Genomic DNA, 24,173 nt, shown 5'->3' with positions numbered 1-24,173 from the left:
CATGTTCTGTTGCGGCGCAACATCGGGTTGCAGGAAGTTCCTACGTGACCGTGTCAGTGCGCGCCTACGTCGCAGTTCCAGGGGCACTTGGCGTCCACCCTGCGGCTGCCTGGCCAATTTCCAAGGATGAGCTGAGAGGGCGCATGTGGCCTGGATCGGCGCGCCGCAGTCGTGAATTCTGAAAGGGAACCGTGCGCAATGGAGAGCCGGTTCCCGCGCCCTCACTGTCAACCCGAAGCGCGCAGCACTGCGAGCGAGCGCTCGACGAGTGTGTCGAATGTATCGAAGTTCAGAGGCTTGGCGAGCACATGGTCGAACCCGGCGAGGGCTGCCCGTTCTACAGCTCCCACCCCGGTGATTCCGATGGCAATGCACGACCGTCCGCCATCCGACCGCGCGATCTGCCGCAGTTGCGGAACCAGTTCCGCCCCGAGGATGTCCGGCAAATGCTGGTCGACCAGCAGAAGGGGAGAGATGTATTCCTCCATGAGAGACAGCGCTTCGGCACCGCTGTGCGCGACACGCACACTGTGGCCGTTGAGTTCCAGCAGATCACGGAGGAGTTCCGCGGCCTCGTGGTTGTCGTCAACGATGAGTATCTCTGCGTGCATGAAGCGGTACGGCGGCGGCCGACCTGACCGCTTTAGGAGGTTGGCATTGTGCCCTAGCCCGTGGCCGGCAAGTGCACCGAGAAAACGACATTCCCTTTTTCATAGGTATAGACAATCTCGCCGCCATGGCCCTTCACGATCTGGTGCGCGATATAAAGCCCCAGGCCCATGCCGGAGCGATTGCGCACATTGCCCGCAGAAGAAGCCTTGAATGGGCTGAACAGATTGCTTGCGACCGCATCCGGAATGGGTGCAGCCACATTTCGTACGGATATTCCGATGCCGCCGTCTGCCAGGGCGGATGCAGAGATCTCCACGGCATGTCCTGCCTTGCCGTGATGGCGTGCGTTGCTGATGAGGTTGACGACCACCTGCGCGATGCGATCTGCATCCACCGAGCCCTGCAACGTGTCAGGGATCATGGCGCGCAATTCCGTGTCGGGATGGGCGGTGCGCGCCTCATCGATGAGATCGGCAAGTAGCGCTGCCACATCCGCATGGGCGAGCTGCAGGTCCAGGCCCAGCCCGCTCTGCAGGCGCGACATGTCCATCACCTGGCTGACCAGACGCTGCATGCGGCTGCTGGATGACTGGATACGCTGGCCCAGCCGCCCGGCACGGCCGTCGGCGTCACCGCCTTTTTCCAGCACACGCGCGGCCATGCTGATGGAGTGCAGCGGGTCACGAAGATCATGGCCCAGCACGGCCATCAATTGTGTGCGCGTACGGTTCAGTTCGTTGTTGCGGGCATTCTGGGCACGCTGCATTTCGTCGAGCAGTTGCCTCGCAATGTCCAGTTCCACGCCGCTCCAATGCTCGGCCGTGGAACGTACGGTTTCTTTCCAGAGATCGAAAGAGCCGCGGGGCGTGAGCCTCGGGCCGAGTGGGCCGGGACGCACTTCCTTTTCAGGGCGTCCGCCCCAATGGATGGTCTCGATCTGCTCCTTGCGAAGGAAAACAGCCCAGCCACCACGCTCGCGATCGAAGGGCAGGGCCAGCAATCCGCACCAGGGAGTCGCCGCCACCGCGAGTGCCGGAGCCAGAAGCGGCAAGGCATGCGTCTGGAACAGGCGGTCCGCTGGACCCTCGTCCGGCGCGGTACCGAGCCATTCCAGAATGGCCTTTGCGGATTTCTCGGAAATGTCGCCGCGGATATGCACCTTGGCGCCCAGGGAAACGACCGCGGCCTCTGCTTGGAGCGTGACGGCCAGGTCGGACGCGCAGCGGCACAGTGCAGCGAACTCGTCGTCGGAATGCAGGATGTCTTCGATCAGACGGGTGCGTATGGCACCGGCGGCTTGGGCGCGCTCCGTGTGGGCGCGCATCAAAGAATTCTGAACATTGGAAGACAGCACCTGCGCGATGACATCGCAGGCCATGCGCACGCTGTAAGGAACCTGCCGTGCCTGCATGTGGTGGCAGGCCAGCAGTCCCCAGAGCTGCCCGTTGATCACAATGGACACGCTCATCGAGGCACCTACACCCATGTTCGAAAGGTATTCGATGTGGATGGGCGATACGCTGCGCAGGATGCTCGCACTGAGGTCGATCGGCCCCGTGTCGCTTTGCAGCAGGGCTACGGTCGGCGCGCCGACATCCGCGATGAGGCGCAGTGTATTGACCACGTAGAGACGCCGGGCCTGTGCGGGAATGTCGCTGGCCGGATAACGGCGCCCGAGGTAGGGGTCCAAGTCGGGGCCGCACGACTCGGCTACCACGTCGCCGCTGCTGTCGTGCCGGAATCGGTAAGCCATCACCCGATCGAACCCCGTCAGGGCTCTCAGCTCCTGCGTGGCAAGCTGCAGCAGTTCGTTGATGGCCCGGGGGCGGCGCAGCTTTTCCATGGCGCGGTGCGCCTGAACGGCAAACCCTGCGAGTTCGCTGGCGTTGTGGTGGCGGGATTCGAACTCGGCCACCAGCAGCCCATCGCTGATGTGCAACACCACGTCGAAAGTCTGCCCTTTGGCCTGCAATTCGGCGGGCATGGGCAGCTCGGCTTCGCCCCTCAGCGCCAGCAGGCCTTCGCGCACCTTGTCGGCAATGGCCGTGCAAGGGGTCTGCGGCAGCATGGCGATGTTGTCCCCCGGCTGCAGCGCGCAATCGAGCAGATCCAGGGTGTTTTCGCTGGCATAGCGGACGTTGCCTTCGCCATCGAAGGCGAGCAGCACTCCGTGCCCCTGAATGCGCCCTGGGATATGGATGGGTTCGCGGTCACAGTTGTCGAGCGTGGGCGCTGCGGAAGCCGGAGCCTGGAGCGGGATATTCATGGGGCAAGCTCCGGGCATTGGAAAGTCGGTGCGCTTTGCGTGATGGAAGAAGAAAGACAAACGACGGTTTGGCTGGCATTCATGCTGCGAGGCTCCACCGTCCGTATCGGCGTTGCAGGCCTTCGAAAGCCGCCTGTGCGCCAGCGCATGCTGCATCAATATCGCCCGGCGAACGGATCCGCCGGTCCATATCCGCGAGGAAGGTTCTCCACCGCGCGCCTGTCTCGGGACCGGAGCCTTGGAGATAACGCAGGGGGTGTGGGGCCAAAGGCGACAGCAGGCGGCGATAGAGCCATTGTCCGCCGAGTTGCGACCCTTCCACCACATAGCCGATGCCCCAGGCCACGGCGGCTTGTCGGGCGGGGAATCGCGCGACGGCGGTCGTCACCGTGGCCTGCGTATGCGCGCAGGGCTCCGGCCATGCCGTGCCTCCAGCGTCTTCCAGATCCAGGCGCAATGCCTGCAGCCGTTGCGTATCCCTACCGATAAACGAGGCCGACAGCCCCTCGTCGCCCAGTGCGAGATACGGTCCGAGGGCTTGAAGCCATGCGGACAAGGCAACGGCGTGCAATGCATAGTCTTGCAGTGTCGCGCCTGGCCGCCCCACGGGCAGGCCGGCGTCGAGTTGCGCATGTTGCTGCCTAGTGGCCTCCCGCAGTGCAGCCAGGCAGGCTCCGGCCAATCCATCTTCAGGCGCTGCGGATTCCGGTGGTTGCAGGGCTGTCGCTCCGGCGGAATGGGGGGATGCACAAGAGGAGATCACGTGGGGGAATTGTCCGGTCATTCGAAAAGATCTTGCGCAAGGATGGCGCAGCCGCTGCGCCCGTGCCCCATTCGGTCGGCAATAGCCATGGGCGCAGGGGGGCGAAGCGGCCAGCGCGCCGATGGTCACGTGGTCTGCCGGATGAGGGCCTGCACACGGTGTGCAAGGGCATCCAGGGTGAAGGGCTTGGTCAACACGTGCATGCCGCGTTCGAGGTGGCCATTGCCCACGGCGGCGTTTTCTGCGTACCCGGTGATGAAGAGGATCTTCAACTCCGGCCGCGTGAGGCGTCCACCATCGGCCAGTTGCCGCCCGTTCATGCCGCCGGGCAAGCCCACGTCGGTGATCAGAAGGTCCAGGTGCACCTGGGACTGCAGGATCTGCAGTGCGGAGGGGCCATCCCCGGCTTCCAGGGTCTGGTAGCCCATTTCGTGCAGCACTTCGACCACCAGCGATCGCACGCTCGGCTCGTCGTCCACTACCAGCACCACACCAGAGCCTTCCACCGCTTCCAGCGGCCGGGCGACCGGCAGATCCGAATCTTCTGGCGGCGCCTCGTGCCGCGGCAGGTAGATGCACATGGTGGTGCCCATGCCGGGCTCGGAATAGGCCCGCACCTGTCCTCCGGACTGGCGTGCGAATCCGTACACCATGGACAGCCCCAGGCCCGTGCCCATTCCGATGGGCTTGGTCGTGAAGAAGGGCTCGAAGATCCGCTGCATCACCTCGGCCGTCATGCCCGTGCCGGTGTCGGTGACACACAGCGAAACATATTGACCCGGGGGCAGGTCGCGTTCCCGTCCTGCCCGCTCGTCCATCCACGCGTTCGCGCTCTCGATGGTCAGCCGGCCACCGCCGGGCATGGCGTCGCGCGAGTTGATGCACAGGTTGAGCAGGGCGCTTTCGAGCTGGTGCGGATCCACATGGGTGGTCCACAGGCCCACTGCATTCACGACCTCGAGTTCGGTTTCGGGCCCGATCGTGCGGCGGATGAGTTCTTCCATGCCGCGCACCAGGCGGTTGACGTCGGTGGGTTTGGGGTCGAGCGTCTGGCGGCGTGAGAACGCCAGCATGCGATGCGTCAGCGAAGCGGCGCGGCGCGCAGCGCCCTGGCCCACCGTGACGTAGCGGCCGAGGTCGTCGAACCGGCCCTGTGCCACGCGCCTGCTCAGCAGCTCCAGGCTGCCGCTGATGGTGGCCAGGAGGTTGTTGAAGTCGTGCGCGAGGCCTCCGGTGAGCTGACCCACGGCTTCCATCTTCTGCGACTGCCGCAAAGCCTCCTGTACCACTTCCCGCTCACGCGATTCGGCCGTGAGCCGGGCCAGCGCATTCTCCAGGTCGCGCGTGCGTTCGGCCACCCGCGCTTCCAGGTGGCTGTTGAGCGCGCGCAGCTCCTGCTCGGCGAGACGCTGGTCGGTCACGTCGTAGCCTTCGGCGAAGATGCCGTTCACCGCACCCTGGCTGTCCAATGTGGGTTGGTAGATGAAATTGAGGTAGTGCTCCGAGAGCGGCGCGTCGGGCGTCCGCTGCAGCCGTACCTTGAGGTTCTTGCCGATGTAGGGTTTGCCGCTGCGGTAGACCTCATCGAGCAGTTCCCGGATGCCCTGGCCTTCCAGCTCGGGCATGGCTTCATGGACCGTCTTGCCCTCCAGGTTCCGCCGGCCGATCAACTGTTGGTAGGACTCGTTGACGAATTCGAAGACATGGTCCGGGCCGCGCATCACGCACATGAAGCCGGGGGCCATGCGAAAGAGGTCTCTCAGCCGGTCACGCTCCGCCGTGCTCGACTCCAATGCTTCGGCATGCGCAATGGCCGGCGCCACCTGGCCCGCGAGCAGTTGCACGAACGACAGCATCTCGTCGTTGTCATCCGGCCGGTGCGGATTGCCGCCGCACACGAAGAACCCTGCAGATCGGTTGTTTCCCTGGGGAGGCAGCGCCGCCACGAACGCCGTGTGCGGCGACACGCCCCACGCCCCGGTGGGCGCGTCCGCTCGGGCATCCAGGGAGATCGAGAAAGCGGGTTTTCCGGAGGCCAGCCTGTCCAGATGCCACGGATGGGATGCTCCCGGCGGCAGTTCGGACGGAGCGAGAGGATGGCCTGCGGGCATGCCCGCATTGCAGTGCAGCCGTGCGGTACCCTGGGCGTCGTAGAGGTAGATCAGAGAGAACGGCAGGTCGTTCTGGGCGCGGGCCATCACTGAACAGGCGTTGTCCAGAACCTGCTGCCGCGTGCCACCGCGGGCAATGGCGGCCGCCAGGTCATGCAGCAGGCCCAGCCGCCTTTCGCTGATCACCCGGCGCGTCTCTTCCGAGACTGCGCAGAACAGGCCGTTGACCCGGCCGTCATCATCGAGAAGGGGGCTGTACGAGAAGGTGTGGTACGTCTCTTCGAGAGTGCCGGTGCCCGCGCGGTCGATGAGAAGCATGAGGGAGCTGTCCCACGTGGACTCGCCCCGTTCGTAGACCGCATGCATGCGGTCCTTCACATCGTTCCAGATCTCCGCCCATACCTGCGAGGTCGGCCGTCCCAGTGCCTGGGGATGCTTGATGCCCAGGGTGGGCGTATAGGCATCGTTGTAGAAAAAAGCGATGTCGGGTCCCCAGCCCACCCACATCTCGAAGCGCGACGTCAGCAGGATGCGCAGGGCGGCTTTCAGCCCCTGGGGCCAGCGTTCGGGAGGCCCGAGCGGTGTCGCGTCCCAGTCGTGCTGCCGCATGTGGCGCGCCATCTCGCTCTGCCCGATGAAGATGTCCGCATGGCGTTCCGCGAGGGAGGGAGAAGAGGTCGTCATGAGTTCTGTGCGGTGGGCCTAGTGGCTGCCCATCAGACGGGTGATCGTGGCCATCAGGGCATGCGGCTGCAAGGGCTTTCCGAGGTGGGCATCGAAGCCGGCCTCGAGCGCCTTGTCGGCGTCCTGCGGCCGGGAAAATGCGGTCAGCGCGATCGCGACGGGGGGCTTGCGCCCCGCCGGCACCGGCATTTCCCGCAGCGCGCGGGCGAGGTCGTATCCGTCGCGGCCTGGCAGGCCGATGTCGCTCACCACCACGTCCGGCCACTGCTGCTGCAGCGCCTGGACGGCCGCATCGAAATCGCCCGCCTGGCGCGGCCGTGCCCCACCATCGGAGAGGACCACCGCCAGCATCTCGCTGGCATCGGGGTGGTCTTCCACGGTCAGGATGTCCAGTCCCCTCAGGGGGCGGTCCGTGATCGGCAGTTCGGACGCGTCGTCCATCGAGCGGGCCGGCAGGCTCGGCTGCGACCCCCCGTCATAGGCCACCATGAGCGTGGCCGTGATCGTCGTTCCCTCGCCGGGCCCGGCGCTGTAGGCCTCCACGCTGCCGCCATGCAGCTCGGCCAGGTGCTTGACGATGGACAGGCCCAGGCCCAAGCCGCCGTGGCGCCGGTTGTCGGGCGAATCGCTCTGCGTGAAACGGTCGAAGAGGTGCTCCAGGAACTCGCCGGAAATACCGCGTCCGTGATCGCGGACGGACAGGGTGAGCGCGGCACCCGTGCGCGATACGTCCACTTCGATGCGCCCGCTGTCGTTCGAGAATTTGATGGCATTGGTCAGCAGATTCCAGAAGATCTGCTGAAAGCGCGTCGGGTCGAGCCATGCCGGGCCGCCCGCAGCATCGGCACGCACGGTCACGTCGAGGTGCTTCTCGGCGATGGAGGCCTGCAGGGCGTCGATCGCGGACCGCACCACCTCGACGGGCTGGGCCCATTCACGCTCCAGGTGCAGCTTACCGCTGTTGATCCGGGAAACGTCGAGGATGTCCGAAATGATCCGCGCCTGCGCCTTCACGTTGCGGTGGATGGAGTCCAGGCCCTTCAGCAGCTCCGGTGTTCCGCCGCGCCGCTTGAGGATGTGCACCCAGCCGGCAATGGCGTTGAGGGGGGTGCGCAATTCATGCGACAGCACGGCGATGAAGTCGTCTTTGGTGCGGCTCAGGCGCTCGGCCGTCGCACGCGCCGCCTGTTCGCGCTCCAGGATGTCCTGCCGGCGGCTGTCGAGTTCCACCCGCTCGGAAATGTCGGCAGCCAGGGCCATGCGCAGGCCCGGCTCCACGTGGGCGGAAATGCTCCACTCCAGGTAGACCCATTGACCCGTCGGGCGCATGAGCGGGAATTCCCCCCGCCAGGTCCCGGGATGGCGGCCATCCAGGGTGTGCTCTTTCACGAAATCGACCCAGCCGGGCGGGGCGAAGTCGCTCAACGGGCGGCCCATCACTTCTTCGTGCGGCCGGCCGAGCAGTCGCGCCATGGCGGGATTGATGTCGGAGAAGCGTCCGTCGGCTTCGATGAGGCCGATGCCATTGAGCGCCTGGCTGTAGATGGCCCGGAAGCGTCGGTCGCTGCGCCGCAGGCTGTCCTCCGCGGTCCGGGCCCGGATGAGTGCCTGCAGGGTGCCCACGAGCACCGCAGGCTCCACGGGATGGGTGAGGTAGGCGTCCGCGCCCGCGTTGAGACCGGTGACACGGTCCTCCGTATGCACGTGCGCGGCAGACAGATGCATCACCGGCAACTGCGCGGTCTCCCGCTGCGAGCGCAGTGTGCGGCACACGGCGAAGCCGTCGATGTCGGGCAGGTGGACGTCCAGCACCACGGCCGAAACGCCGCTGGAGGCCAGTTGCAGGGCCTGCGTCCCGCTGTCGGCCTCCAGCGCCTGGAACCCCGCGGCGCGCACGATGCGCACGGTCGAGTAGCGCGTGACGGGGTTGTCGTCCACTACCAGCACCGTGTGGGCCGATCGATCGATGGTGGCGTGGATCGCGCTGACGTCCAGCATGGCGTTTACTCCGATGGCCCGGTGGCGGCCGGGATGGAAAGCCGCGTGGGCAGCGTGACGGAGAACACCGACCCCCGGCCGAGCGCGCTCTGCAGTTCCACGTTGCCGCCCAGCAGTTCCGCCAACTGGCGGCTGAGTGCGAGGCCCAGGCCCGTGCCGCGCAGGCGCCGCTGCAGGGGTGAGCCCACCTGGGAGAAATCCTCGAAGACCCGGGCGTGGAATTCGGGGGCGATGCCGATCCCCGTATCGGAGACGGAGAACCGCACGCGGTCGCCATCCAGCGCTGCGGCGGACACGCGTACCTCGCCACGCGGCGTGAACTTGAGCGCGTTGGAGATGAAGTTGCGCAGGATCTGCGACAGCTTGCGATCGTCCGTGAAAAGCGGGGGCATGTTCTCGGGCTCTTCGAACACCAGGTTGAGGTCGGGATTGGTGACCACGGGCTTGAACATTCCGCGCAGTGCCTGGAACAGATCGAGCATCTCGAACCACGCGGGCGATATCTCGACGCGGCCGGCCTCGATCTTCGCCAGATCGAGCAGGTCGTCCACCATGTCGGAAAACTCTGCTGCGGCGGTCTGTATGAAGCCCACCTGCCGCGCCTGCTCGGAGTTGAGCGGGCCGTCCACATGGTCCGTCAGCAGCCGCGCAATGCTGAGGATGGAGCTGATCGGCGTGCGGAATTCATGGCTCATGTAAGCCAGGAACCGGCTCTTCATCTCCGTGGCCTGGCGCAGTTGTTCCGCCTGTGCGTCCAGCTCCGAGTACAGGGCCACCACACCGCGGTTGGTTTCCTCCAGTTCGGCGCGCAGGGCCTGCACCTCCTGCTGGCTGGCAGCCAGGGCTGCCAGCAATGCGTCCGGGGGCAGGGCGCTCTCGCCGCCCTGCGTCGCGCCCGGGACTTCGTTTTCGGGGGTCATCGTGCGTTTCCTGAAGTAGGTGCGGCGCCCACTCATCCGGCCCGCTGCACGACCACCACGGTGGCGTCGTCGCGGGCGCGGTGGTGGTCGCGCAGCAGCACGGCAGCCACCAGGGTGGGGTCACGGCCGAGCAGCGGATGGACCGCGCCGGCGTGCCAGCGGGTCTCGATGCCGTCGGTGTGCATGACCAGCATCGCATAGGCAGGCGCCGCAGTGGCGATCTCCTTCGCCCTGCGGATGTGCAGCCCCACGGTGCCGTGCTGTGCGGGGACGGAACGGTCTTCCAGCCCGGAGACGAGGCGTGCGGACACATTGCCGATGCTGGCACTGTGCACGGCGCTCGCGGCCCCGTCCCACCTCAGGCTGCAGACGGCTGCGCCCCGGGTGCTTTGCAGGCCCAGGTGCATGCGGTCGGCAAGCCCGCCCAATTCGCTGAACGGACCCTGCGCAAATACTTCCAGCGCGCCTCGCGATGCACGGGCGGCCTCCACGCCGTGGCCCAGTCCGTCGGCCATGCATAGCGCGATGCGTTCGCCTTCGATGGCCGCTGCCCAGCCGTCGCCGGACACCGTCTCCCCCCGCAGTGGCAGGCAGATGGCGCCGATGCGGATCGCAGGCGCCGTGCCGGTGCTGCGCGGAGCAGCGTCCGCCGCGGCGAAGCCGTCGTCCTGTTCCAGGGGCCGCTCGTCCACGCGGGCCACGCAGACGGTGCCCTGGGCGGTGGAGTGGATGTCGAAAGTGTCTGCCAGCCGGCGCAAGGCGCCCAGGCCGGTGCCGGGCGAACCGCCGGTGGAGTAACCGTCGCGCATGACCACACGCAGGTCCGGGATGCCCGGGCCGTGGTCCATGGCGATGACTTCCACCTGCCGCCGTTGCGGGATCGATGCGATCAGCAGCCGGCCGTTCCTGGCATGGCGGTGCAGATTGGTGGCAAGCTCCGTGACCACGAGGGAAAGCCGCCCGCAGTCGGTGCCGTTCCAGCCCATGGCCGAACTCTCGTGCGCCGCGAAACGGCGTGCCTCGCCCACCCGGCTCGCATCGTCGATCGGGAAATCCGCATGGGTCCAGCCCTGCAGGACGTCGGGCGGTGCGCAGGCCATCACTTCCATTTCGTGATGGTCACGTCCGTGCCCTGGCCAGGGGCCGAGCGGATGTCGAAGTCGTTCACGAGGCGCCGGCTGCCGGGCAGGCCCAGGCCCATGCCGCCCCCCGAGGTCCAGCCATCGGAGAGCGCCAGTGCCATGTCGGCGATGCCTGGCCCCTCGTCCTCGAAATGCAGGCGCAGCCCGGTGCGTCCGGCCTGTTCGAGCACCTCCCAGCGCATCTGTCCGCCCTTGCCGTGCACCAGGGTGTTGCGCGACAGTTCGCTGGCGGCCGTGATCACCTTGGTCTGGTCCACCAGCGAGAAGCGCAGCCGTGTGCAGAGCGCCCGCACGGTCTGCCGGCAGGCGACGATGTGCTGTTCGGACTCGATGGGCAGCGTGCCCGTGGGTTCATCGGCCAAGAGGGGCCTCCTCGCGGATGCGGCGCAACAGTTGCATACCGCGTTCCACGTTCAGGGCGGTCCGCACACCTTCGAGCGACAGGCCGAGTTCCACGAGCGTGATGGCGACAGCCGGCTGCATGCCGACCACGACCGTGTGGGCCGACAGGATGCGCGCGATGCCCGAGATGCTGCTGAGCATGCGGCCGACGAACGAATCCACGATCTCCAGCCCGGAGATGTCGATCATCACGCCGGTGGCGCCCGTGTTGGCAATGCGCTCTGCAAGATCTTCCTGCAGGGAGAGGGCCGTGCGGTCCTGCATGTCCACCTGGATGGTGACCAGCAGCGTATCGCCCATGCGCAGGACAGGGATGCGTTCCATGTGCTGCTCCTGTCAGGCTTGCTCAGCCTGTGCGCGTGCGATGCGCCAGCCGTTCTTCTGCAGCGCGAGCGCCAGGGCATCCGCGAGCGTGGCACGCGTGTGGATGCCCTGCAGGTCGATGCCCAGGTGCACGATGGTCTGCGCGATCTGCGGGCGGATGCCGCTCACGATGCAGTCGGCACCCATGAGGCGGATCGCCGCCACGGTCTTGAGCAGGTGCTGCGCCACCAGCGTGTCCACGGTGGGCACGCCGGTGATGTCGATGATGGCGATATCGGATTCGGTATCGACGATGCGCTGCAACAGGGTTTCCATCACCACCTGGGTGCGGTTGCTGTCGAGCGTGCCGATCATGGGCACGGCCAGCACGCCGTCCCACAGCTTGATGACGGGGGTGGAGAGTTCGAGCAGTTCCTCCTGCTGCCGGCGAATGATTTCCTCGCGGGCCTGCTGGAACGTATTGACCGTGTGCTGCGCCATGCGGTCCACCAGAGCCGTGGCGGTCCAGAGCGCTGCCTGCAGGGAATCCACGTCCCGCGTTTCCTGCTGCAGCTGGGTGAACAGGGCTTTCTTGAGGGCCAGCACGAACACGCTGGTGGCGCCCGCTGTCTCTCCCCGTGCGGCGCGCGATCGCGACAACGACTCCAGTACGCCGTTGAGCGTGTGCCATGCGGTACCGGGCTGGGGGGTGCCGGTGGACGGAGGGGCGCTGCGCAAAGCCGTGCGCAGGCTCTGGAGGATCTCGCGGGCATCGACCTCGGTGCCGGGGCGCAGGGAGAAGTCGCCTTGTGCCGCCTCGGCCAGCCATTCTCGGAGGACGGCCTCTTCATTGCGGTCCAGGATGGCCAGCAGGGTTTCTTGTTGCGGAGTCATGGCCAAGCGCGCTTTCGACAGGTGATGAATCCGGCAAATTCTAAGGGCCGGGGCCATGCCGCCGAGGGCGCAAACCGTGCTTTCCGGCAATGTCTGACGCGGCGCGTGGCAGGCTGCGCACAACACCGGACACCGTAGTGGCGCGCGGCGGGCCTGTGGCGCACGGCTGGCGGGCATCGGCCACGCTTGAGCCTCCCGCGGACCCGTGGCTCCCGGAGTTCCGAGGGTGTCTTTTTTTGGCGCCTTTTCTGCCGGATGGAACGGTCCTCAGGGTGCGATGCCCCCACGCTGGCCCTTTTCTTGCAGTGGCATTTTCCGTCCGGCGGTATCCCGGCCTTCGAAGGGCTCGCGGAGTCTTCTGCGTAGTAACCCTGTATAGACAGGGTGGGCATTGGGCAAGAATCAGCGGCCGGAGCAAGCAGGTGCGCGTTCCATTGCGGGGCGCGCGCATTAGACGATGCACTCACAAGGAGCAGGATGATGGGCCGATCAGTGGTGGTAGGAATGTCGCGCATGGCGGCGGCGGTATGCATGGCCGGGTTGGCTGTCGCCGCGCACGCGCAGGAAACGAAGATCGTGCTGGGCATGTCGGGCTGGACGGGCTTCGCGCCGCTCACGCTGGCCGACAAGGCCGGGCTCTTCAAGAAGCATGGCCTCGATGTCGAGCTGAAGATGATTCCGCAGAAGGACCGCCACCTGGCGCTGGCCTCCAAGGCCATCCAGTGCGCGGCCACCACGGTGGAGACGCATGTCGCCTGGAATGCCAACGGTGTGCCGATCGTGCAGATCTTCCAGATGGACAAGTCGTACGGCGCCGACGGCCTGGCCGTGCGCAACGACGTGAAGGGCTTTGCCGACCTCAAGGGCAAGACCATCGGCGTGAGTGCACCCGGCACGGCGCCGTATTTCGGGCTGGCCTGGATGCTGTCCAAGAATGGCATGACGCTCAAGGACGTGAAGACCGTTTCGCTGGAGCCCCAGCCTGCGGCGCAGGCCTTCGTGGCCGGGCAGAACGACGCGGCCATGACCTATGAGCCCTATCTCTCCACCGTGCGCGCCAATCCACAGGCGGGCAAGATCCTCGCCACCACCATCGAATACCCGATGGTGATGGACACCGTGGGCTGCGATCCGGTCTGGCTCAAGGCCAATGCGAAAGCCGCGCAGTCGCTGGCAGACGCGTACTTCGATGCCATCGCGCTGATCCAGTCCGATCCCGCCAAGTCGAACGACATCATGGGCGCGGCGGTGAAGCAGACCGGCGAGCAATTCGCCAAGTCGTCCGCATTCCTGCGCTGGCAGGACAAGGCGGCCAACCAGAAGTTCTTCGCGGGCGAGTTGCAGCAGTTCATGAAGGACTCGGTACCGATCCTGCTGGAGGCCGGGGTCATCCGCAAGGCGCCCGCCAACCTGGACGCCACCTACGACGCCAGCTTCATCCGCTGAGCCGGCGAATGGCTGCCTCTTCCAATACGGCCTCCGCCGCCGCTGCGCCGGTGGCGCCGCCTGTCCCGCCAACGCGCCTGGGCGGCGTCACGCTGCCTGCGCGCCGCCGTCCCCGCCGCTTCGCTCCGCTCGAGCCGGTGGCGCCGGGGGCGCGCACGGCGCTGGGCGCGGCCTTCTTCGTGCTGTTCGTGGCCGTGTGGGCGGCCTTCACGCTGGGCGGCTTCGTGTCGCCCACCTTCCTGGCCAGCCCGCTCACCATGCTGCGCGAAGGCTGGCTGCTGTTCACCGAATACGGCTTCCTCAAGGACATCGGCATGACCGTATGGCGCGTGGTGGGCGGCTTCGTGCTGGCCGCCGTGGTGGCCGTGCCGCTGGGTATCTGCATGGGCGCCTGGAAGCCGGTGGAGGCATTCTTCGAGCCCTTCGTGTCCTTCTGCCGGTATCTGCCGGCTTCGGCCTTCATCCCGCTGCTGATCCTCTGGGCCGGTATCGGTGAGGCGCAAAAGCTGCTGGTGATCTTCATCGGCTCGGTCTTCCAGATCACGCTGATGGTGGCCGTCATCGTGGGCGGCGCACGGCGCGACCTCGTCGAGGCGGCCTACACGCTGGGCGCGGGCAGCCGCGGCATCGTGCTGCGGGTGCTCATTCCGGGCGCCGCGCCCGGCATTGCCGAGACGCTGCGCCTCGTGCTCGGCTGGGCCTGGACCTATGTGATCGTGGCCGAACTGATCGGCTCGTCATCGGGCATCGGGCACATGATCACCGACAGCCAGGCACTGCTCAATACGGGGCAGATCATCTTCGGCATCATCGTGATCGGTGTCATCGGGCTCGTCTCCGACTTCCTGTTCAAGGCCGTCAACCGGCGCCTTTTCGCCTGGAGCGCGCTCTGATGAATGCCCATTCTCCGAATCCCGAGCGCGAGTTGCTCTCCATCCGCGGTGTGTCTCGCACCTTCACCGGCACGCGCGGGCAGGCCACGCAGGCGCTGCTCCCCGTGGATTTCGACGTGCGCGAAAACGACTTCGTCACGATCCTGGGGCCCTCGGGCTGCGGGAAATCCACGCTGCTGCGCATCGTGGCGGGCCTGGATTTCCCGAGCGGCGGCGATGTCGTGCTGGATGGCCGGTCCGTCGAGGGCCCCGGCGCCGACCGGGGCATGGTGTTCCAGAGCTACACGCTGTTTCCCTGGCTCACCATCGAGCAGAACATCCGCTTCGGCCTGCGCGAGCGCGGCATGGCGCCTGCCCAGCAAAAGGAGCGCAGCGACTACTTCATCGCCAAGGTGGGGCTGCGCGGCTTCGAGAACCACTATCCCAAGCAGCTTTCGGGCGGCATGCAGCAGCGCACAGCCATCGCGCGCGCGCTCGCCAACGACCCGAAGATCCTGCTCATGGACGAGCCCTTCGGCGCGCTCGACAACCAGACCCGCGTGCTCATGCAGGAGCTGTTGCTGGGCATCTGGGAGGCCGAGCGCAAGACCGTGCTGTTCGTCACCCACGACATCGACGAGGCCATCTTCATGGCCAACCGCGTGGCCGTGTTCAGCGCGCGGCCCGGGCGCATCAAGACCGAGCTGGCCGTCGACCTGCCGCACCCGCGCCACTACACGGTGAAGACCACGCCCGAGTTCATGGAACTCAAGGCCCGGCTGACCGAGGAAATCCGCGCCGAATCGATGGCCGCGGGGCCGCACTGACGGGCGATCCGCGAGAATGCCGTCCCCATGGTTTTCCGCCGGCCCCCGCCGTGCGGGCTGCACCGCAGCAGTGCGCAGCGCAGCACGGAGGTGAATGATTTTGAGTGCCCCAGTGTCCCGGTCCCCGCGGTCTTCCCGTTCTCCCGCGCCTGCGCCGCAGGCCTCTTCGGCGCGGCGCGGCGCGCGCGGAGGGAAGGCCGCGGCCGGCACGCCGCCCGAGGCGGGTGCAGGCACCGGTGCCGATGCCGCCGTGGCCCTCTACCAGCAGGTCAAGGATTTCATCGCGCGCAAGATCCAGGACGGGTCCTGGCGCGCCGGGGACCGGCTGCCCTCGGAGAGCGAGCTGGTAGCGCAGTTCGGCGTGTCGCGCATGACGGCCAACCGCGCGCTGCGCGAGCTGTCGGAGCAGGGCCGCATCGTGCGGGTGGCTGGCGTCGGCAGCTTCGTCGCGGAAGACAAGCCGCAGTCCACGCTGCTGCAGATCGCCAACCTCGCCAGCGAGATCCGCGAGCGCGGCCACGACTACCGGTGCGATGTCCTGACGGTGGAGCGCATCTCCGCCACGCTGGAGATCGCCGCCGCGCTGGACCTGCGCACGGGCGAGTCGGTGTTCCACGCGGTCTGCGTCCACCGCGAGGACGGCGTGCCCGTGCAACTGGAGGACCGCTACGTCAATCCGCGCCTCGTGCCGGCCTTCGCGCGCCAGGATTTCAAGCGCCAGCAGCCCTCCGAATACCTCGTGCGCAACGTGCCGTTCGACCAGGTGGAGCACGTGGTGGATGCGGTGCTGCCCAGTGCCGAGCAGGCCCGCGCGCTGGAGATGGACCCGGACCAGCCCTGTCTGCTGCTCACCCGCCGCACCTGGAGCCGGGGCGTGCCCGTGACGATGGTGCGCTGCCTGCACCCCGCCTCCCGCTACCGGCTCGGAAGCCGCTTCCGCGCCGACGGCAACGCCGCCGTGGGCTGAACCGGGCCGGCGCGCGAAAACGGTTGGAATCCCGCGCGGAATCCACTATCCTTCGACCCGTGCAACTTGTATATACAGGAATGGAAGAACCGACCATGACGCATCCCGGCGAAACGCTTTCCGCCCCCCTCGTGCTGCATCCAGGGCAGGTGACGCTCGGCCAGTTGCGGCGCCTGTCCGCCGGCGGCGGCCTGCGGCTCGCATTGGACCCCGCAGCCCTGGAAGGCCTGCGGGCCTCCGAGGCCACGGTACAGCGCATCGTGGACGAAGACCAGGTGGTCTACGGCATCAACACCGGCTTCGGCAAGCTCGCGAGCACCAGGATCGCGCACGAGCGTCTGGCCGAACTGCAGCGCAACCTCGTGCTCTCGCACAGCGTGGGCACGGGCGATCCGCTGCCGGACCCCGTGGTGCGCCTAGTGCTGGCGACCAAGGCGGTGAGCCTGGCGCGCGGCCATTCGGGCGTGCGGCCGGCGCTGGTCGATGCGCTCATCGCGCTGTTCAATGCCGACGTGCTGCCCGTCATTCCGGCCAAGGGGTCGGTGGGCGCCTCCGGCGATCTCGCACCGCTCGCTCACCTGGCGTGCGTGCTGATCGGCGAGGGCGAGGCGCGCGTGGCGGGGCGGGTGGTCTCCGGGCGCGAGGCCATGGCCGCGGTGGGGCTCGAACCGTTCGTGCTGGGCCCCAAGGAAGGGCTGGCGCTGCTGAACGGCACCCAGGTGTCCACGGCGCTCGCGCTGGTGGGCCTGTTCGGTGCCGAGCGCGTGCTGGCCGCGGGCCTCATGGCCGGCGCGCTGACGCTCGAGGCCATCAAGGGCTCGGTCAAGCCGTTCGACGCGCGCATCCACGCAGCGCGCGGCCAACCCGGACAGATCGCGGTGGCGGCGGCCATGCGCGCGGTGCTCGACGGCAGCGAGATCGATCCGTCGCACCCGCACTGCGGCCGGGTGCAGGACCCGTATTCCATCCGCTGCGTGCCGCAGGTGATGGGCGCCTGCCTGGACAACCTGCAGCACGCCGCGCGCGTGCTCGCCACCGAGGCGAATGCCGCTTCGGACAACCCGCTGGTCTTTCCCGACACGGGCGAAGTCATCTCCGGCGGCAATTTCCACGCCGAACCCGTGGCGTTCGCGGCGGACATCATCGCGCTGGCCGTGGCGGAGATCGGCGCCATCTCCGAGCGGCGGCTGGCGCTGCTGCTGGACACCGGCCTCTCGGGCCTGCCGGCCTTCCTGATCCGCGACAGCGGCGTCAACTCGGGATTCATGATCGCGCAGGTGACGGCCGCGGCGCTGGCCGCGGAGAACCAATGCCTGGCCCATCCGAGCAGCGTGACCAGCCTGCCCACTTCGGCCAACCAGGAAGACCACGTCTCCATGGCCACCTACGGCGCCCGGCGCCTGTCCGAGATGGTGCGCAACACCGCGGTGATCGCCGGCATCGAGGCCATGGCCGCCGCGCAGGGCCTGGAGTTCGATCGCCGCCCCGCCCAGGCCGCCGCGGACGGCGCCGCGCCCTGGCTCCGGTCATCGCCGCTGGTGGAGGCGCAGTTCGGCGCCATCCGCGCGCGGGTGCCGTTCCTGGAGCAGGACCGCTACCTCGCGCCCTACATCGAGGCCATGCGCCTCTGGGCGTTGGAGACGGAGTGGCCCGCGGCGCTCGCCGGCTGCCTGCCCAGCCATTCGGACTGATTCCCCACGCACACCCAGGAGCCTTCGCCATGAACGCCAACGACGCCATCCTCTCCCATTCCGCCGCTGAGGCCCCTGCCACCTCGGACCCGCGCCACGATCCCGCGCGCGTGGTGCGCGCACCGCGCGGCAACCAGTTGCACTGCAAGAACTGGCTGGCCGAAGCCGCCTACCGCATGGTCCAGAACAACCTCGACCCCGAGGTGGCCGAGCGTCCGCAGGACCTGGTCGTGTACGGCGGCATCGGCCGCGCGGCGCGCGACTGGGCGTCGTTCGACGCGATCCTCGAGGCGCTGAAAAAGCTCGAGGCCGACGAATCCCTGCTGATCCAGTCCGGCAAGCCCGTGGGCGTTTTCAAGACCCACGAGAACGCGCCGCGCGTGCTGCTCGCCAACTCCAACCTGGTCCCCAGGTGGGCGAACTGGGAGCACTTCCACGAGCTGGACCGCAAGGGCCTCTTCATGTACGGCCAGATGACGGCGGGCAGCTGGATCTACATCGGTAGCCAGGGCATCGTGCAGGGCACGTTCGAGACCTTCGTGGAAGCGGGCCGCCAGCACTACGGCAACGATCTCTCGGGCCGCTGGATCCTCACGGCCGGACTGGGCGGCATGGGCGGCGCGCAGCCGCTGGCCGCCACGCTGGCCGGCGCCTGCTCGCTGAACATCGAATGCCGGCAGTCGAGCATCGACTTCCGCCTGCGCACGCGCTACGTGGACAAGCAGGCCAGGGACATCGACGACGCGCTGGCGCTCATCGCGCACCACACGGCCCGCAAGGAAGCCGTCTCCATCGCCCTGCTGGGCAACGCGGCCGAGGTGCTGCCCGAGCTGGTGCGCCGCGCGAAGGCCGGCGGCCCCCGGCCCGACATCGTGACCGACCAGACCTCGGCCCATGACCTCATCAACGGCTACCTGCCCGCGGGCTGGACCGTGGAGCAATGGCAGGCCGCAGCCGCCGACCCTGCGCAGCACGGCCGGCTGAAGAAGGCGGCCGCACAGGGCTGCGCCGTGCACGTGCGCGCCATGCTCGACTTCCAGGCGCTGGGCATTCCCACGGTGGACTACGGCAACAACATCCGCCAGGTGGCGCTGGACGAAGGCGTGCAGAACGCCTTCGATTTCCCCGGCTTCGTGCCCGCCTACATCCGCCCGCTGTTCTGCGAGGGCAAGGGCCCGTTCCGGTGGGTGGCGCTTTCGGGCGATCCGGAAGACATCTACAAGACCGACGCCAAGATCAAGGAGCTGTTTCCCGACAACACCCACACCCACCGCTGGCTCGACATGGCGCGCGAGCGCATCGCCTTCCAGGGCCTGCCCGCGCGCATCTGCTGGCTGGGCCTGGGCGAGCGGCACAGGGCGGCGCTGGCCTTCAACGAGATGGTCCGGAGCGGCGAGCTGAAGGCGCCCATCGTCATCGGCCGCGACCACCTGGACACCGGCTCGGTGGCCAGCCCCAACCGCGAGACCGAGGCCATGAAGGACGGCACCGACGCCGTGAGCGACTGGCCGCTGCTGAACGCGCTGCTGAACACCGCGGGGGGCGCCACCTGGGTGAGCCTGCACCACGGCGGCGGCGTGGGCATGGGCTACAGCCAGCACAGCGGCGTGGTGATCGTGGCCGACGGCACCGATGCCGCCGCCGAGCGGCTCGCGCGCGTGCTCTGGAACGACCCGGCCACGGGCGTCATGCGGCATGCCGACGCCGGCTACGAGGTGGCCGCGGCCTGCGCGCGCCGCCAGGGCCTGAACCTGCCGATGCTGCCATGACGCGCGGAGCCATCGGCGCGGGCGAGGCCGCCGCATCCCTGGGGGCCACGGGCAGCGCGGCGGGCGCTGCCGTGCACCGCTTCGACCTGGCGCGCACCGTGCCCATGCCGTGGAAGAACGGCGGAGGCCACACGCGGGAGCTGGCCTGCTGGCCACCGGGCGCCGGGCTCGACACCTTCGAATGGCGCGTGAGCGTGGCTTCCGTCGCCGCGCCGGGGCCGTTCTCGGCCTTCGACGGCATCGACCGGCACATCATGGTGCTGGAGGGCGAAGGCATGCGGCTGACCGCTCCCGGCGCGGGCCTGGACCGCGCCATCGCCCAGGCCTGGCAACCCTTCGCCTTCGCGGGCGAATGGGCGCCCGATTGCGCGTTGCTGGGCGGCGCGGTGACGGATTTCAACCTCATGCTGCGGCGCAGCCGCTGGCGCGGCGCGCTGCAGGTGGTGCATGCCGCGCAGCACCCCGGCACCGCCCCGGCCGGGCTGGCGATGGTGCTGGCGGGCCGGTGGCGGCTGGACGGCGAATCCCTCGCGCCAGGGCAGGGCCTGTACTGGACGGCGCATTCCGACATGGGCCCGCTGCGCCCCGATGCGGCCCCGCCCGAGGGCGCAGGCCCCGCGGAGGCGGGCGGCGGCGCCTGCGCACTCGCCTGGGTGGCGCTGGAGCCGGTTTCAGAGTCAAAAGGCCTCCATGCCGCCGGATCCATTGAAAAGATTGCTATAGATTTAATAGCGTGAGGCAGTTGGAAGCCTGCCCCATCCGCTCACCCGAGGAACAGCCCATGCACGATGACACGCTCCCCGCACCGCACCCCGGCGCGTTCCGCAGCGCCCCCGCGGCCGACGGCGTCTGGCACGGCCTGCGGCTCGCGCCCGGCCTGTGCCTGCCCGACGTGGCGCTGCCGGAGGCCGCCGCCGATGCGGCCATCGTGGTGGAGCAGGGGGCCATCCGATGGGTGGGCCCGCAGGATGCGGTGCCGCCCGCGCACACCGCGCTGCCGCGCCATGCGGGCGGCGGCGCGCTGGCGACGCCGGGGCTGGTCGACTGCCACACCCACCTCGTCTACGGCGGCCACCGCGCCAACGAGTTCGCGATGCGCCTGGCCGGCGCGAGCTACGAAGAAGTGGCCCGCGCCGGCGGCGGCATCGTCTCGTCGGTGCGCGCCACGCGGGCCGCGGACGAGGACACGCTCTTCGCCCAGGCCCTGCCGCGCCTGCAGGCGCTGCTGGAAGAGGGCGTCTGCGCGGTCGAGATCAAGTCGGGCTACGGCCTCGCGCTGGAACACGAGCGCAAGCAGTTGCGCGTGGCGCGGCGCCTGGGCGACGCCTGCGGCGTGACCGTGCGCACCACCTTCCTCGGCGCGCACGCGCTGCCGCCCGAGTACGCGGGCCGCAGCCAGGACTACACCGACCTCGTGTGCCAAGAAATGCTGCCCGCGCTGGCCGCCGAAGGCTTGGTCGATGCGGTGGACGTGTTCTGCGAGCGCATCGCGTTCACGCTGGCCGAGACCGAGCAGGTCTTCCAGGCGGCGCAGCGCCTGGGGTTGCCGGTCAAGCTGCATGCCGAGCAGCTCTCGGACATGGGCGGCGCGCAGCTCGCCGCCCGCTACGGCGCGCTCTCGTGCGACCACATCGAACACCTCTCGGCCCCAGGCATCGCCGCCATGCGCGCGGCCGGCACCGTGGCCGTGCTGCTGCCGGGCGCCTACTACACGCTGCGGGACACGCACCTGCCGCCCATCCAGGCCCTGCGGGAGGCGGGCGTGCCCATGGCCGTCTCGACCGACCACAACCCCGGCACCTCGCCCGCACTGTCGTTGCGGCTCATGGCCAACATGGCCTGCACGCTGTTCCGGCTCACCGTGCCCGAAGCGCTGGCCGGCATCACCACGCACGCCGCGCGCGCGCTGGGACTGCAGGCCACGCATGGGCTCATCGCCGCCGGCCGGCCCGCGAATTTCGTGCTCTGGCCCTTCGCCGACGCGGCCGAGCTGGCTTACTGGTTCGGCCACCAGCCGCCGCGCGCCATCGTCCGGCAGGGCCGCATCGTGCGGCATGCCGGCACCTGAAACCTTGCAGCCCCAGAGTCCATGACCGAACACATCCATCCCCCCGAAGGCCATGGCGGCGCGCTGTTCGCCGCACATGCGCTGCTGCCTGCCGGCTGGGCCGAAGGCGTGCTGCTGCGCTGGGACGACGAAGGCCGGCTCACGGACGTGCAGCCCGGCAGCGGGCCCGCGCCCGGTATGCCGCACGCGCCGGGGCCCGTGCTGCCCGGCATGCCCAACCTGCATTCGCACGCATTCCAGCGCGCCTTCACGGGCCTGACCGAATACCGCGCGGCCAGCGACGACTCGTTCTGGAGCTGGCGCGACCTGATGTACCGCTTCGCCGCGCGCATGTCGCCCGAGGCGCTGGAGGCCATCGCCACCTGGCTCTACGTCGAGATGCTGGAGGCCGGTTACGCGGGCGTGTGCGAATTCCACTACCTGCACCATGCCGAGGACGGCCGGCCCTATGCCGACGATGCCGAGATGTCGCTCGCGCTGCTGCGCGCGGCACGCCGTGCCGGCATCGCCATCACGCTGCTGCCCGTGCTCTACCAGACCGGCGGATTCGGCGGCCAACCCGCGCGCGAGGCGCAGCGCCGCTTCCTGCACGCAACCGATGCGATGCTATTGTTTTTAGAGCGGTTGAAGAAAGAAACACGGCGGCATGGAGGCATTCTGGGTCTGGCGCCGCACTCGCTGCGGGCGGTTCCGCCCGAGAGCCTGCGGGCCGCGCTTGCGGGGCTGGACGCCATCGCGCCGGGCGCGCCAGTGCACATCCACATCGCCGAGCAGACGCAGGAGGTGGACGACTGCGTGGCCTGGAGCGGCCAGCGCCCGGTCGAATGGCTGCTGGACCACGCGCCCGTCGACGCGCGCTGGTGCCTCGTGCATGCCACGCACCTCACCGCGGCCGAAGCCGAGGGCGCCGCACGCACCGGCGCCGTGGCGGGACTGTGTCCCACCACCGAAGCCAACCTGGGCGACGGCCTGTTCGACCTGCCGCGCTGGCGTGCCGCCGGCGGGCGCTGGGGCGTGGGCTCCGACAGCCACGCCTGCGTGAACGCGGCCGAGGAACTGCTGCTGCTCGAATACGGGCAGCGGCTTGCGCTGCGCCGCCGCAACGTGCTGGCCACGGAAGACCACGCCCAGGTGGCCACGGCCCTGCTGCTGCAGGCCGTGCAGGGCGGTGCGCAGGCCAGCGGCCGGCTGCCGTCGGCCGGTGCGCAGGCGGGCCTGGTGCCGGGGCAGCCCGCCGACTTCGTGGCGCTGGACGCGGACCACATCGCGCTGCGCGGCCTGCCGGCCGCAAGCCAGCTCGCCGGGCACGTGTTCGGCAGCCACCGCACGTCGGCCGTGCACGGCGTATGGTCCGCGGGCGTGCAGCGCGTCACGGCGGGCCGCCATGCGCTGCACGGCGAGAGCGCCGCGGCCTTCGCTGCCGTGCGCTCGCGCATCCTGCATGCCTGACCCGACCCCTGCGACCTGCCTGCATCCTTCCGATCCTCCGCACCACGCCATGACCGAAGACCTCGCCCCGCCGCCGTTCCATTTCCATGCCGGCACCGCGCCGCTGCTCATCTCCCTGCCGCACGTGGGCACCCATGTCCCTCCGGACATCGCCGCGCGCCTCACCGAGGAGGCGCGGCAGGTGCCCGATACCGACTGGCACCTGGAGCGGCTCTATGCCTTCGCCCGCGGCCTGGGCGCGTCGCTGCTCGTGGCCACGCATTCGCGCTACGTGGTGGACCTGAACCGGCCACCCGACGGCAGCAGCCTCTATCCCGGCCAGAGCGTGACCGGCCTGTGCCCGCTCGATACCTTCGACGACACGCCGCTCTACACCGACGCCGCGCAGGCCCCCGATGCCCAGGAGGTCGCCGAGCGCCGCAGCCGCTACTGGGACCCCTACCACGCGCAACTGCGTGCCGAACTCGAACGCATGCGCGCCGCCCATGGCGTGGCGATGCTCTGGGACGCGCACTCGATCCGCTCGGTGCTGCCGCGTTTCTTCGATGGCCGGTTGCCCGACTTCAACCTGGGCACCGCGGATGGCGCGAGCTGCGACCCCGGGCTCGCGCGCGAGCTGCTGGCCATCGGCATGGTGGCGCCGGGCTACAGCGCCGTGCTCAACGGCCGGTTCAAGGGCGGCTACATCACGCGGCACTACGGTGAGCCGGCCCGCAACGTGCACGCGGTGCAGCTCGAAATGACCCAGGCCAGCTACATGCAGGAAGCCCTACCGTTCGAGTACCTGCCCGAGGCCGCCGTGGGCGTGCTGCCGCATCTGCGGCGCATGCTGGCGGCCGTGCTGGCCTTCGCGCAGGAGCGGGCGAACGCCTGAAGCGCGACGCCGGCGCGGCCCGCGCGCGCCTGCTTTCCTGGCGCTGGTGCTGTTGTGCACCGGTGCGGGCCGCAACGAAAAAGGCGGCCGGAGCCGCCTTCGTCGGTGCGCCGTC

At 68.6% G+C, this 24,173-nt stretch carries 20 protein-coding genes; 10 read left to right on the top strand and 10 right to left on the bottom strand.

Annotated elements, in window-relative coordinates; genetic code table 11:
* Positions 1-227: 227 nt before the first annotated feature.
* The 10 genes from BM144_RS05600 to BM144_RS05555 form a co-directional block, all read right to left on the bottom strand.
* Entirely contained in the window at positions 228-611 is a 384-nt protein-coding gene (locus BM144_RS05600) for a response regulator (RefSeq protein ID WP_092950311.1), read from the bottom strand.
* Between the two features lie 53 nt (positions 612-664).
* Complete coding sequence (locus tag BM144_RS05595) at positions 665-2,878, bottom strand: ATP-binding protein (protein ID WP_092950310.1); 2,214 nt, start codon at positions 2,876-2,878, stop codon at positions 665-667.
* Between the two features lie 79 nt (positions 2,879-2,957).
* Positions 2,958-3,662: a biliverdin-producing heme oxygenase gene (locus BM144_RS05590; RefSeq protein WP_092950309.1), complete on the bottom strand. Its 705-nt coding sequence runs from the start codon at positions 3,660-3,662 to the stop codon at positions 2,958-2,960.
* A gap of 104 nt (positions 3,663-3,766) precedes the next feature.
* The gene (locus BM144_RS05585) at positions 3,767-6,436 is read right to left on the bottom strand and encodes an ATP-binding protein (RefSeq protein WP_092950308.1); all 2,670 of its coding nucleotides are present in this window, start codon (positions 6,434-6,436) and stop codon (positions 3,767-3,769) included.
* 18 nt (positions 6,437-6,454) lie between these two features.
* Positions 6,455-8,434, bottom strand: a complete 1,980-nt coding sequence (locus BM144_RS05580) for a hybrid sensor histidine kinase/response regulator (protein ID WP_092950307.1) — start codon at positions 8,432-8,434, stop codon at positions 6,455-6,457.
* A 5-nt stretch (positions 8,435-8,439) separates the two neighbouring features.
* On the bottom strand, positions 8,440-9,354 hold the full coding sequence (locus BM144_RS05575; protein WP_092950306.1) for a sensor histidine kinase: 915 nt from the start codon (positions 9,352-9,354) through the stop codon (positions 8,440-8,442).
* A 32-nt stretch (positions 9,355-9,386) separates the two neighbouring features.
* Positions 9,387-10,454, bottom strand: coding sequence for an ATP-binding SpoIIE family protein phosphatase (locus tag BM144_RS05570; protein WP_353615067.1), 1,068 nt, complete (start codon positions 10,452-10,454; stop codon positions 9,387-9,389).
* Positions 10,454-10,858, bottom strand: a complete 405-nt coding sequence (locus BM144_RS05565; RefSeq protein WP_092950304.1) for an anti-sigma regulatory factor — start codon at positions 10,856-10,858, stop codon at positions 10,454-10,456. Before BM144_RS05565 ends, BM144_RS05570 begins: the two co-directional genes overlap by 1 nt.
* On the bottom strand, positions 10,848-11,222 hold the full coding sequence (locus BM144_RS05560) for an STAS domain-containing protein (RefSeq protein WP_092950303.1): 375 nt from the start codon (positions 11,220-11,222) through the stop codon (positions 10,848-10,850). Before BM144_RS05560 ends, BM144_RS05565 begins: the two co-directional genes overlap by 11 nt.
* 12 nt (positions 11,223-11,234) lie before the next feature.
* Entirely contained in the window at positions 11,235-12,095 is an 861-nt protein-coding gene (locus BM144_RS05555) for an STAS domain-containing protein (RefSeq protein WP_092950302.1), read from the bottom strand.
* A 480-nt stretch (positions 12,096-12,575) separates the two neighbouring features.
* Here BM144_RS05555 and BM144_RS05550 point away from each other — a divergent pair, with 480 nt between their 5' ends.
* The 10 genes from BM144_RS05550 to hutG all read left to right on the top strand — a co-directional run bounded on the left by BM144_RS05550 (position 12,576) and on the right by hutG (position 24,058).
* A complete protein-coding gene (locus BM144_RS05550) occupies positions 12,576-13,541 on the top strand; it encodes an ABC transporter substrate-binding protein (protein ID WP_092950490.1) in 966 nt (321 codons plus the stop codon).
* 8 nt (positions 13,542-13,549) lie between these two features.
* A complete protein-coding gene (locus BM144_RS05545; protein ID WP_092950301.1) occupies positions 13,550-14,434 on the top strand; it encodes an ABC transporter permease in 885 nt (294 codons plus the stop codon).
* Positions 14,434-15,240 carry an ABC transporter ATP-binding protein gene (locus BM144_RS05540; RefSeq protein WP_092950300.1) on the top strand — a complete coding sequence of 269 codons (807 nt, stop codon included), beginning with the start codon at positions 14,434-14,436 and terminating at the stop codon, positions 15,238-15,240. The genes BM144_RS05545 and BM144_RS05540 overlap by 1 nt, the downstream gene beginning before the upstream one ends.
* Positions 15,241-15,352: 112 nt before the next feature.
* Positions 15,353-16,207 carry a histidine utilization transcriptional repressor HutC gene (hutC, locus tag BM144_RS05535; RefSeq protein ID WP_434802647.1) on the top strand — a complete coding sequence of 285 codons (855 nt, stop codon included), beginning with the start codon at positions 15,353-15,355 and terminating at the stop codon, positions 16,205-16,207.
* A 95-nt stretch (positions 16,208-16,302) separates the two neighbouring features.
* Entirely contained in the window at positions 16,303-17,898 is a 1,596-nt protein-coding gene (gene hutH / locus BM144_RS05530; RefSeq protein WP_245783550.1) for a histidine ammonia-lyase, read from the top strand.
* A 29-nt stretch (positions 17,899-17,927) separates the two neighbouring features.
* Positions 17,928-19,667 (top strand): urocanate hydratase, encoded by a 1,740-nt coding sequence (gene hutU / locus BM144_RS05525; RefSeq protein WP_092950297.1) that lies wholly within the window; start codon positions 17,928-17,930, stop codon positions 19,665-19,667.
* Complete coding sequence (locus BM144_RS05520) at positions 19,664-20,404, top strand: HutD/Ves family protein (RefSeq protein WP_245783549.1); 741 nt, start codon at positions 19,664-19,666, stop codon at positions 20,402-20,404. Before hutU ends, BM144_RS05520 begins: the two co-directional genes overlap by 4 nt.
* A 44-nt stretch (positions 20,405-20,448) precedes the next feature.
* Positions 20,449-21,735, top strand: coding sequence for an imidazolonepropionase (hutI, locus tag BM144_RS05515; protein WP_092950296.1), 1,287 nt, complete (start codon positions 20,449-20,451; stop codon positions 21,733-21,735).
* Between the two features lie 21 nt (positions 21,736-21,756).
* Entirely contained in the window at positions 21,757-23,184 is a 1,428-nt protein-coding gene (locus BM144_RS05510) for a formimidoylglutamate deiminase (RefSeq protein ID WP_092950295.1), read from the top strand.
* 49 nt (positions 23,185-23,233) lie between these two features.
* Positions 23,234-24,058: an N-formylglutamate deformylase gene (gene hutG, locus BM144_RS05505; protein ID WP_092950294.1), complete on the top strand. Its 825-nt coding sequence runs from the start codon at positions 23,234-23,236 to the stop codon at positions 24,056-24,058.
* The last annotated feature ends 115 nt before the right edge of the window (positions 24,059-24,173 follow it).

It is taken from the genome of Paracidovorax konjaci (genome assembly GCF_900112675.1).
Lineage (GTDB): Bacteria > Pseudomonadota > Gammaproteobacteria > Burkholderiales > Burkholderiaceae_C > Paracidovorax > Paracidovorax konjaci.
Note: the sequence above shows the minus strand (reverse complement) of the source record. Positions and strands in the feature narration are given on the sequence as shown.

What these genes read in the sequence shown, in the direction of transcription:
- BM144_RS05600 (WP_092950311.1), bottom strand. Translation starts at nt 611, where the DNA reads ATGCACGCAGAGATACTCATCGTTGACGACAACCACGAGGCCGCGGAA.
- BM144_RS05595 (WP_092950310.1), bottom strand. Translation starts at nt 2,878, where the DNA reads ATGAATATCCCGCTCCAGGCTCCGGCTTCCGCAGCGCCCACGCTCGAC.
- BM144_RS05590 (WP_092950309.1), bottom strand. Translation starts at nt 3,662, where the DNA reads ATGACCGGACAATTCCCCCACGTGATCTCCTCTTGTGCATCCCCCCAT.
- BM144_RS05585 (WP_092950308.1), bottom strand. Translation starts at nt 6,436, where the DNA reads ATGACGACCTCTTCTCCCTCCCTCGCGGAACGCCATGCGGACATCTTC.
- BM144_RS05580 (WP_092950307.1), bottom strand. Translation starts at nt 8,434, where the DNA reads ATGCTGGACGTCAGCGCGATCCACGCCACCATCGATCGATCGGCCCAC.
- BM144_RS05575 (WP_092950306.1), bottom strand. Translation starts at nt 9,354, where the DNA reads ATGACCCCCGAAAACGAAGTCCCGGGCGCGACGCAGGGCGGCGAGAGC.
- BM144_RS05570 (WP_353615067.1), bottom strand. Translation starts at nt 10,454, where the DNA reads ATGGCCTGCGCACCGCCCGACGTCCTGCAGGGCTGGACCCATGCGGAT.
- BM144_RS05560 (WP_092950303.1), bottom strand. Translation starts at nt 11,222, where the DNA reads ATGGAACGCATCCCTGTCCTGCGCATGGGCGATACGCTGCTGGTCACC.
- BM144_RS05555 (WP_092950302.1), bottom strand. Translation starts at nt 12,095, where the DNA reads ATGACTCCGCAACAAGAAACCCTGCTGGCCATCCTGGACCGCAATGAA.
- BM144_RS05550 (WP_092950490.1), top strand. Translation starts at nt 12,576, where the DNA reads ATGGGCCGATCAGTGGTGGTAGGAATGTCGCGCATGGCGGCGGCGGTA.
- BM144_RS05545 (WP_092950301.1), top strand. Translation starts at nt 13,550, where the DNA reads ATGGCTGCCTCTTCCAATACGGCCTCCGCCGCCGCTGCGCCGGTGGCG.
- BM144_RS05540 (WP_092950300.1), top strand. Translation starts at nt 14,434, where the DNA reads ATGAATGCCCATTCTCCGAATCCCGAGCGCGAGTTGCTCTCCATCCGC.
- hutH (WP_245783550.1), top strand. Translation starts at nt 16,303, where the DNA reads ATGACGCATCCCGGCGAAACGCTTTCCGCCCCCCTCGTGCTGCATCCA.
- hutU (WP_092950297.1), top strand. Translation starts at nt 17,928, where the DNA reads ATGAACGCCAACGACGCCATCCTCTCCCATTCCGCCGCTGAGGCCCCT.
- BM144_RS05520 (WP_245783549.1), top strand. Translation starts at nt 19,664, where the DNA reads ATGACGCGCGGAGCCATCGGCGCGGGCGAGGCCGCCGCATCCCTGGGG.
- hutI (WP_092950296.1), top strand. Translation starts at nt 20,449, where the DNA reads ATGCACGATGACACGCTCCCCGCACCGCACCCCGGCGCGTTCCGCAGC.
- BM144_RS05510 (WP_092950295.1), top strand. Translation starts at nt 21,757, where the DNA reads ATGACCGAACACATCCATCCCCCCGAAGGCCATGGCGGCGCGCTGTTC.
- hutG (WP_092950294.1), top strand. Translation starts at nt 23,234, where the DNA reads ATGACCGAAGACCTCGCCCCGCCGCCGTTCCATTTCCATGCCGGCACC.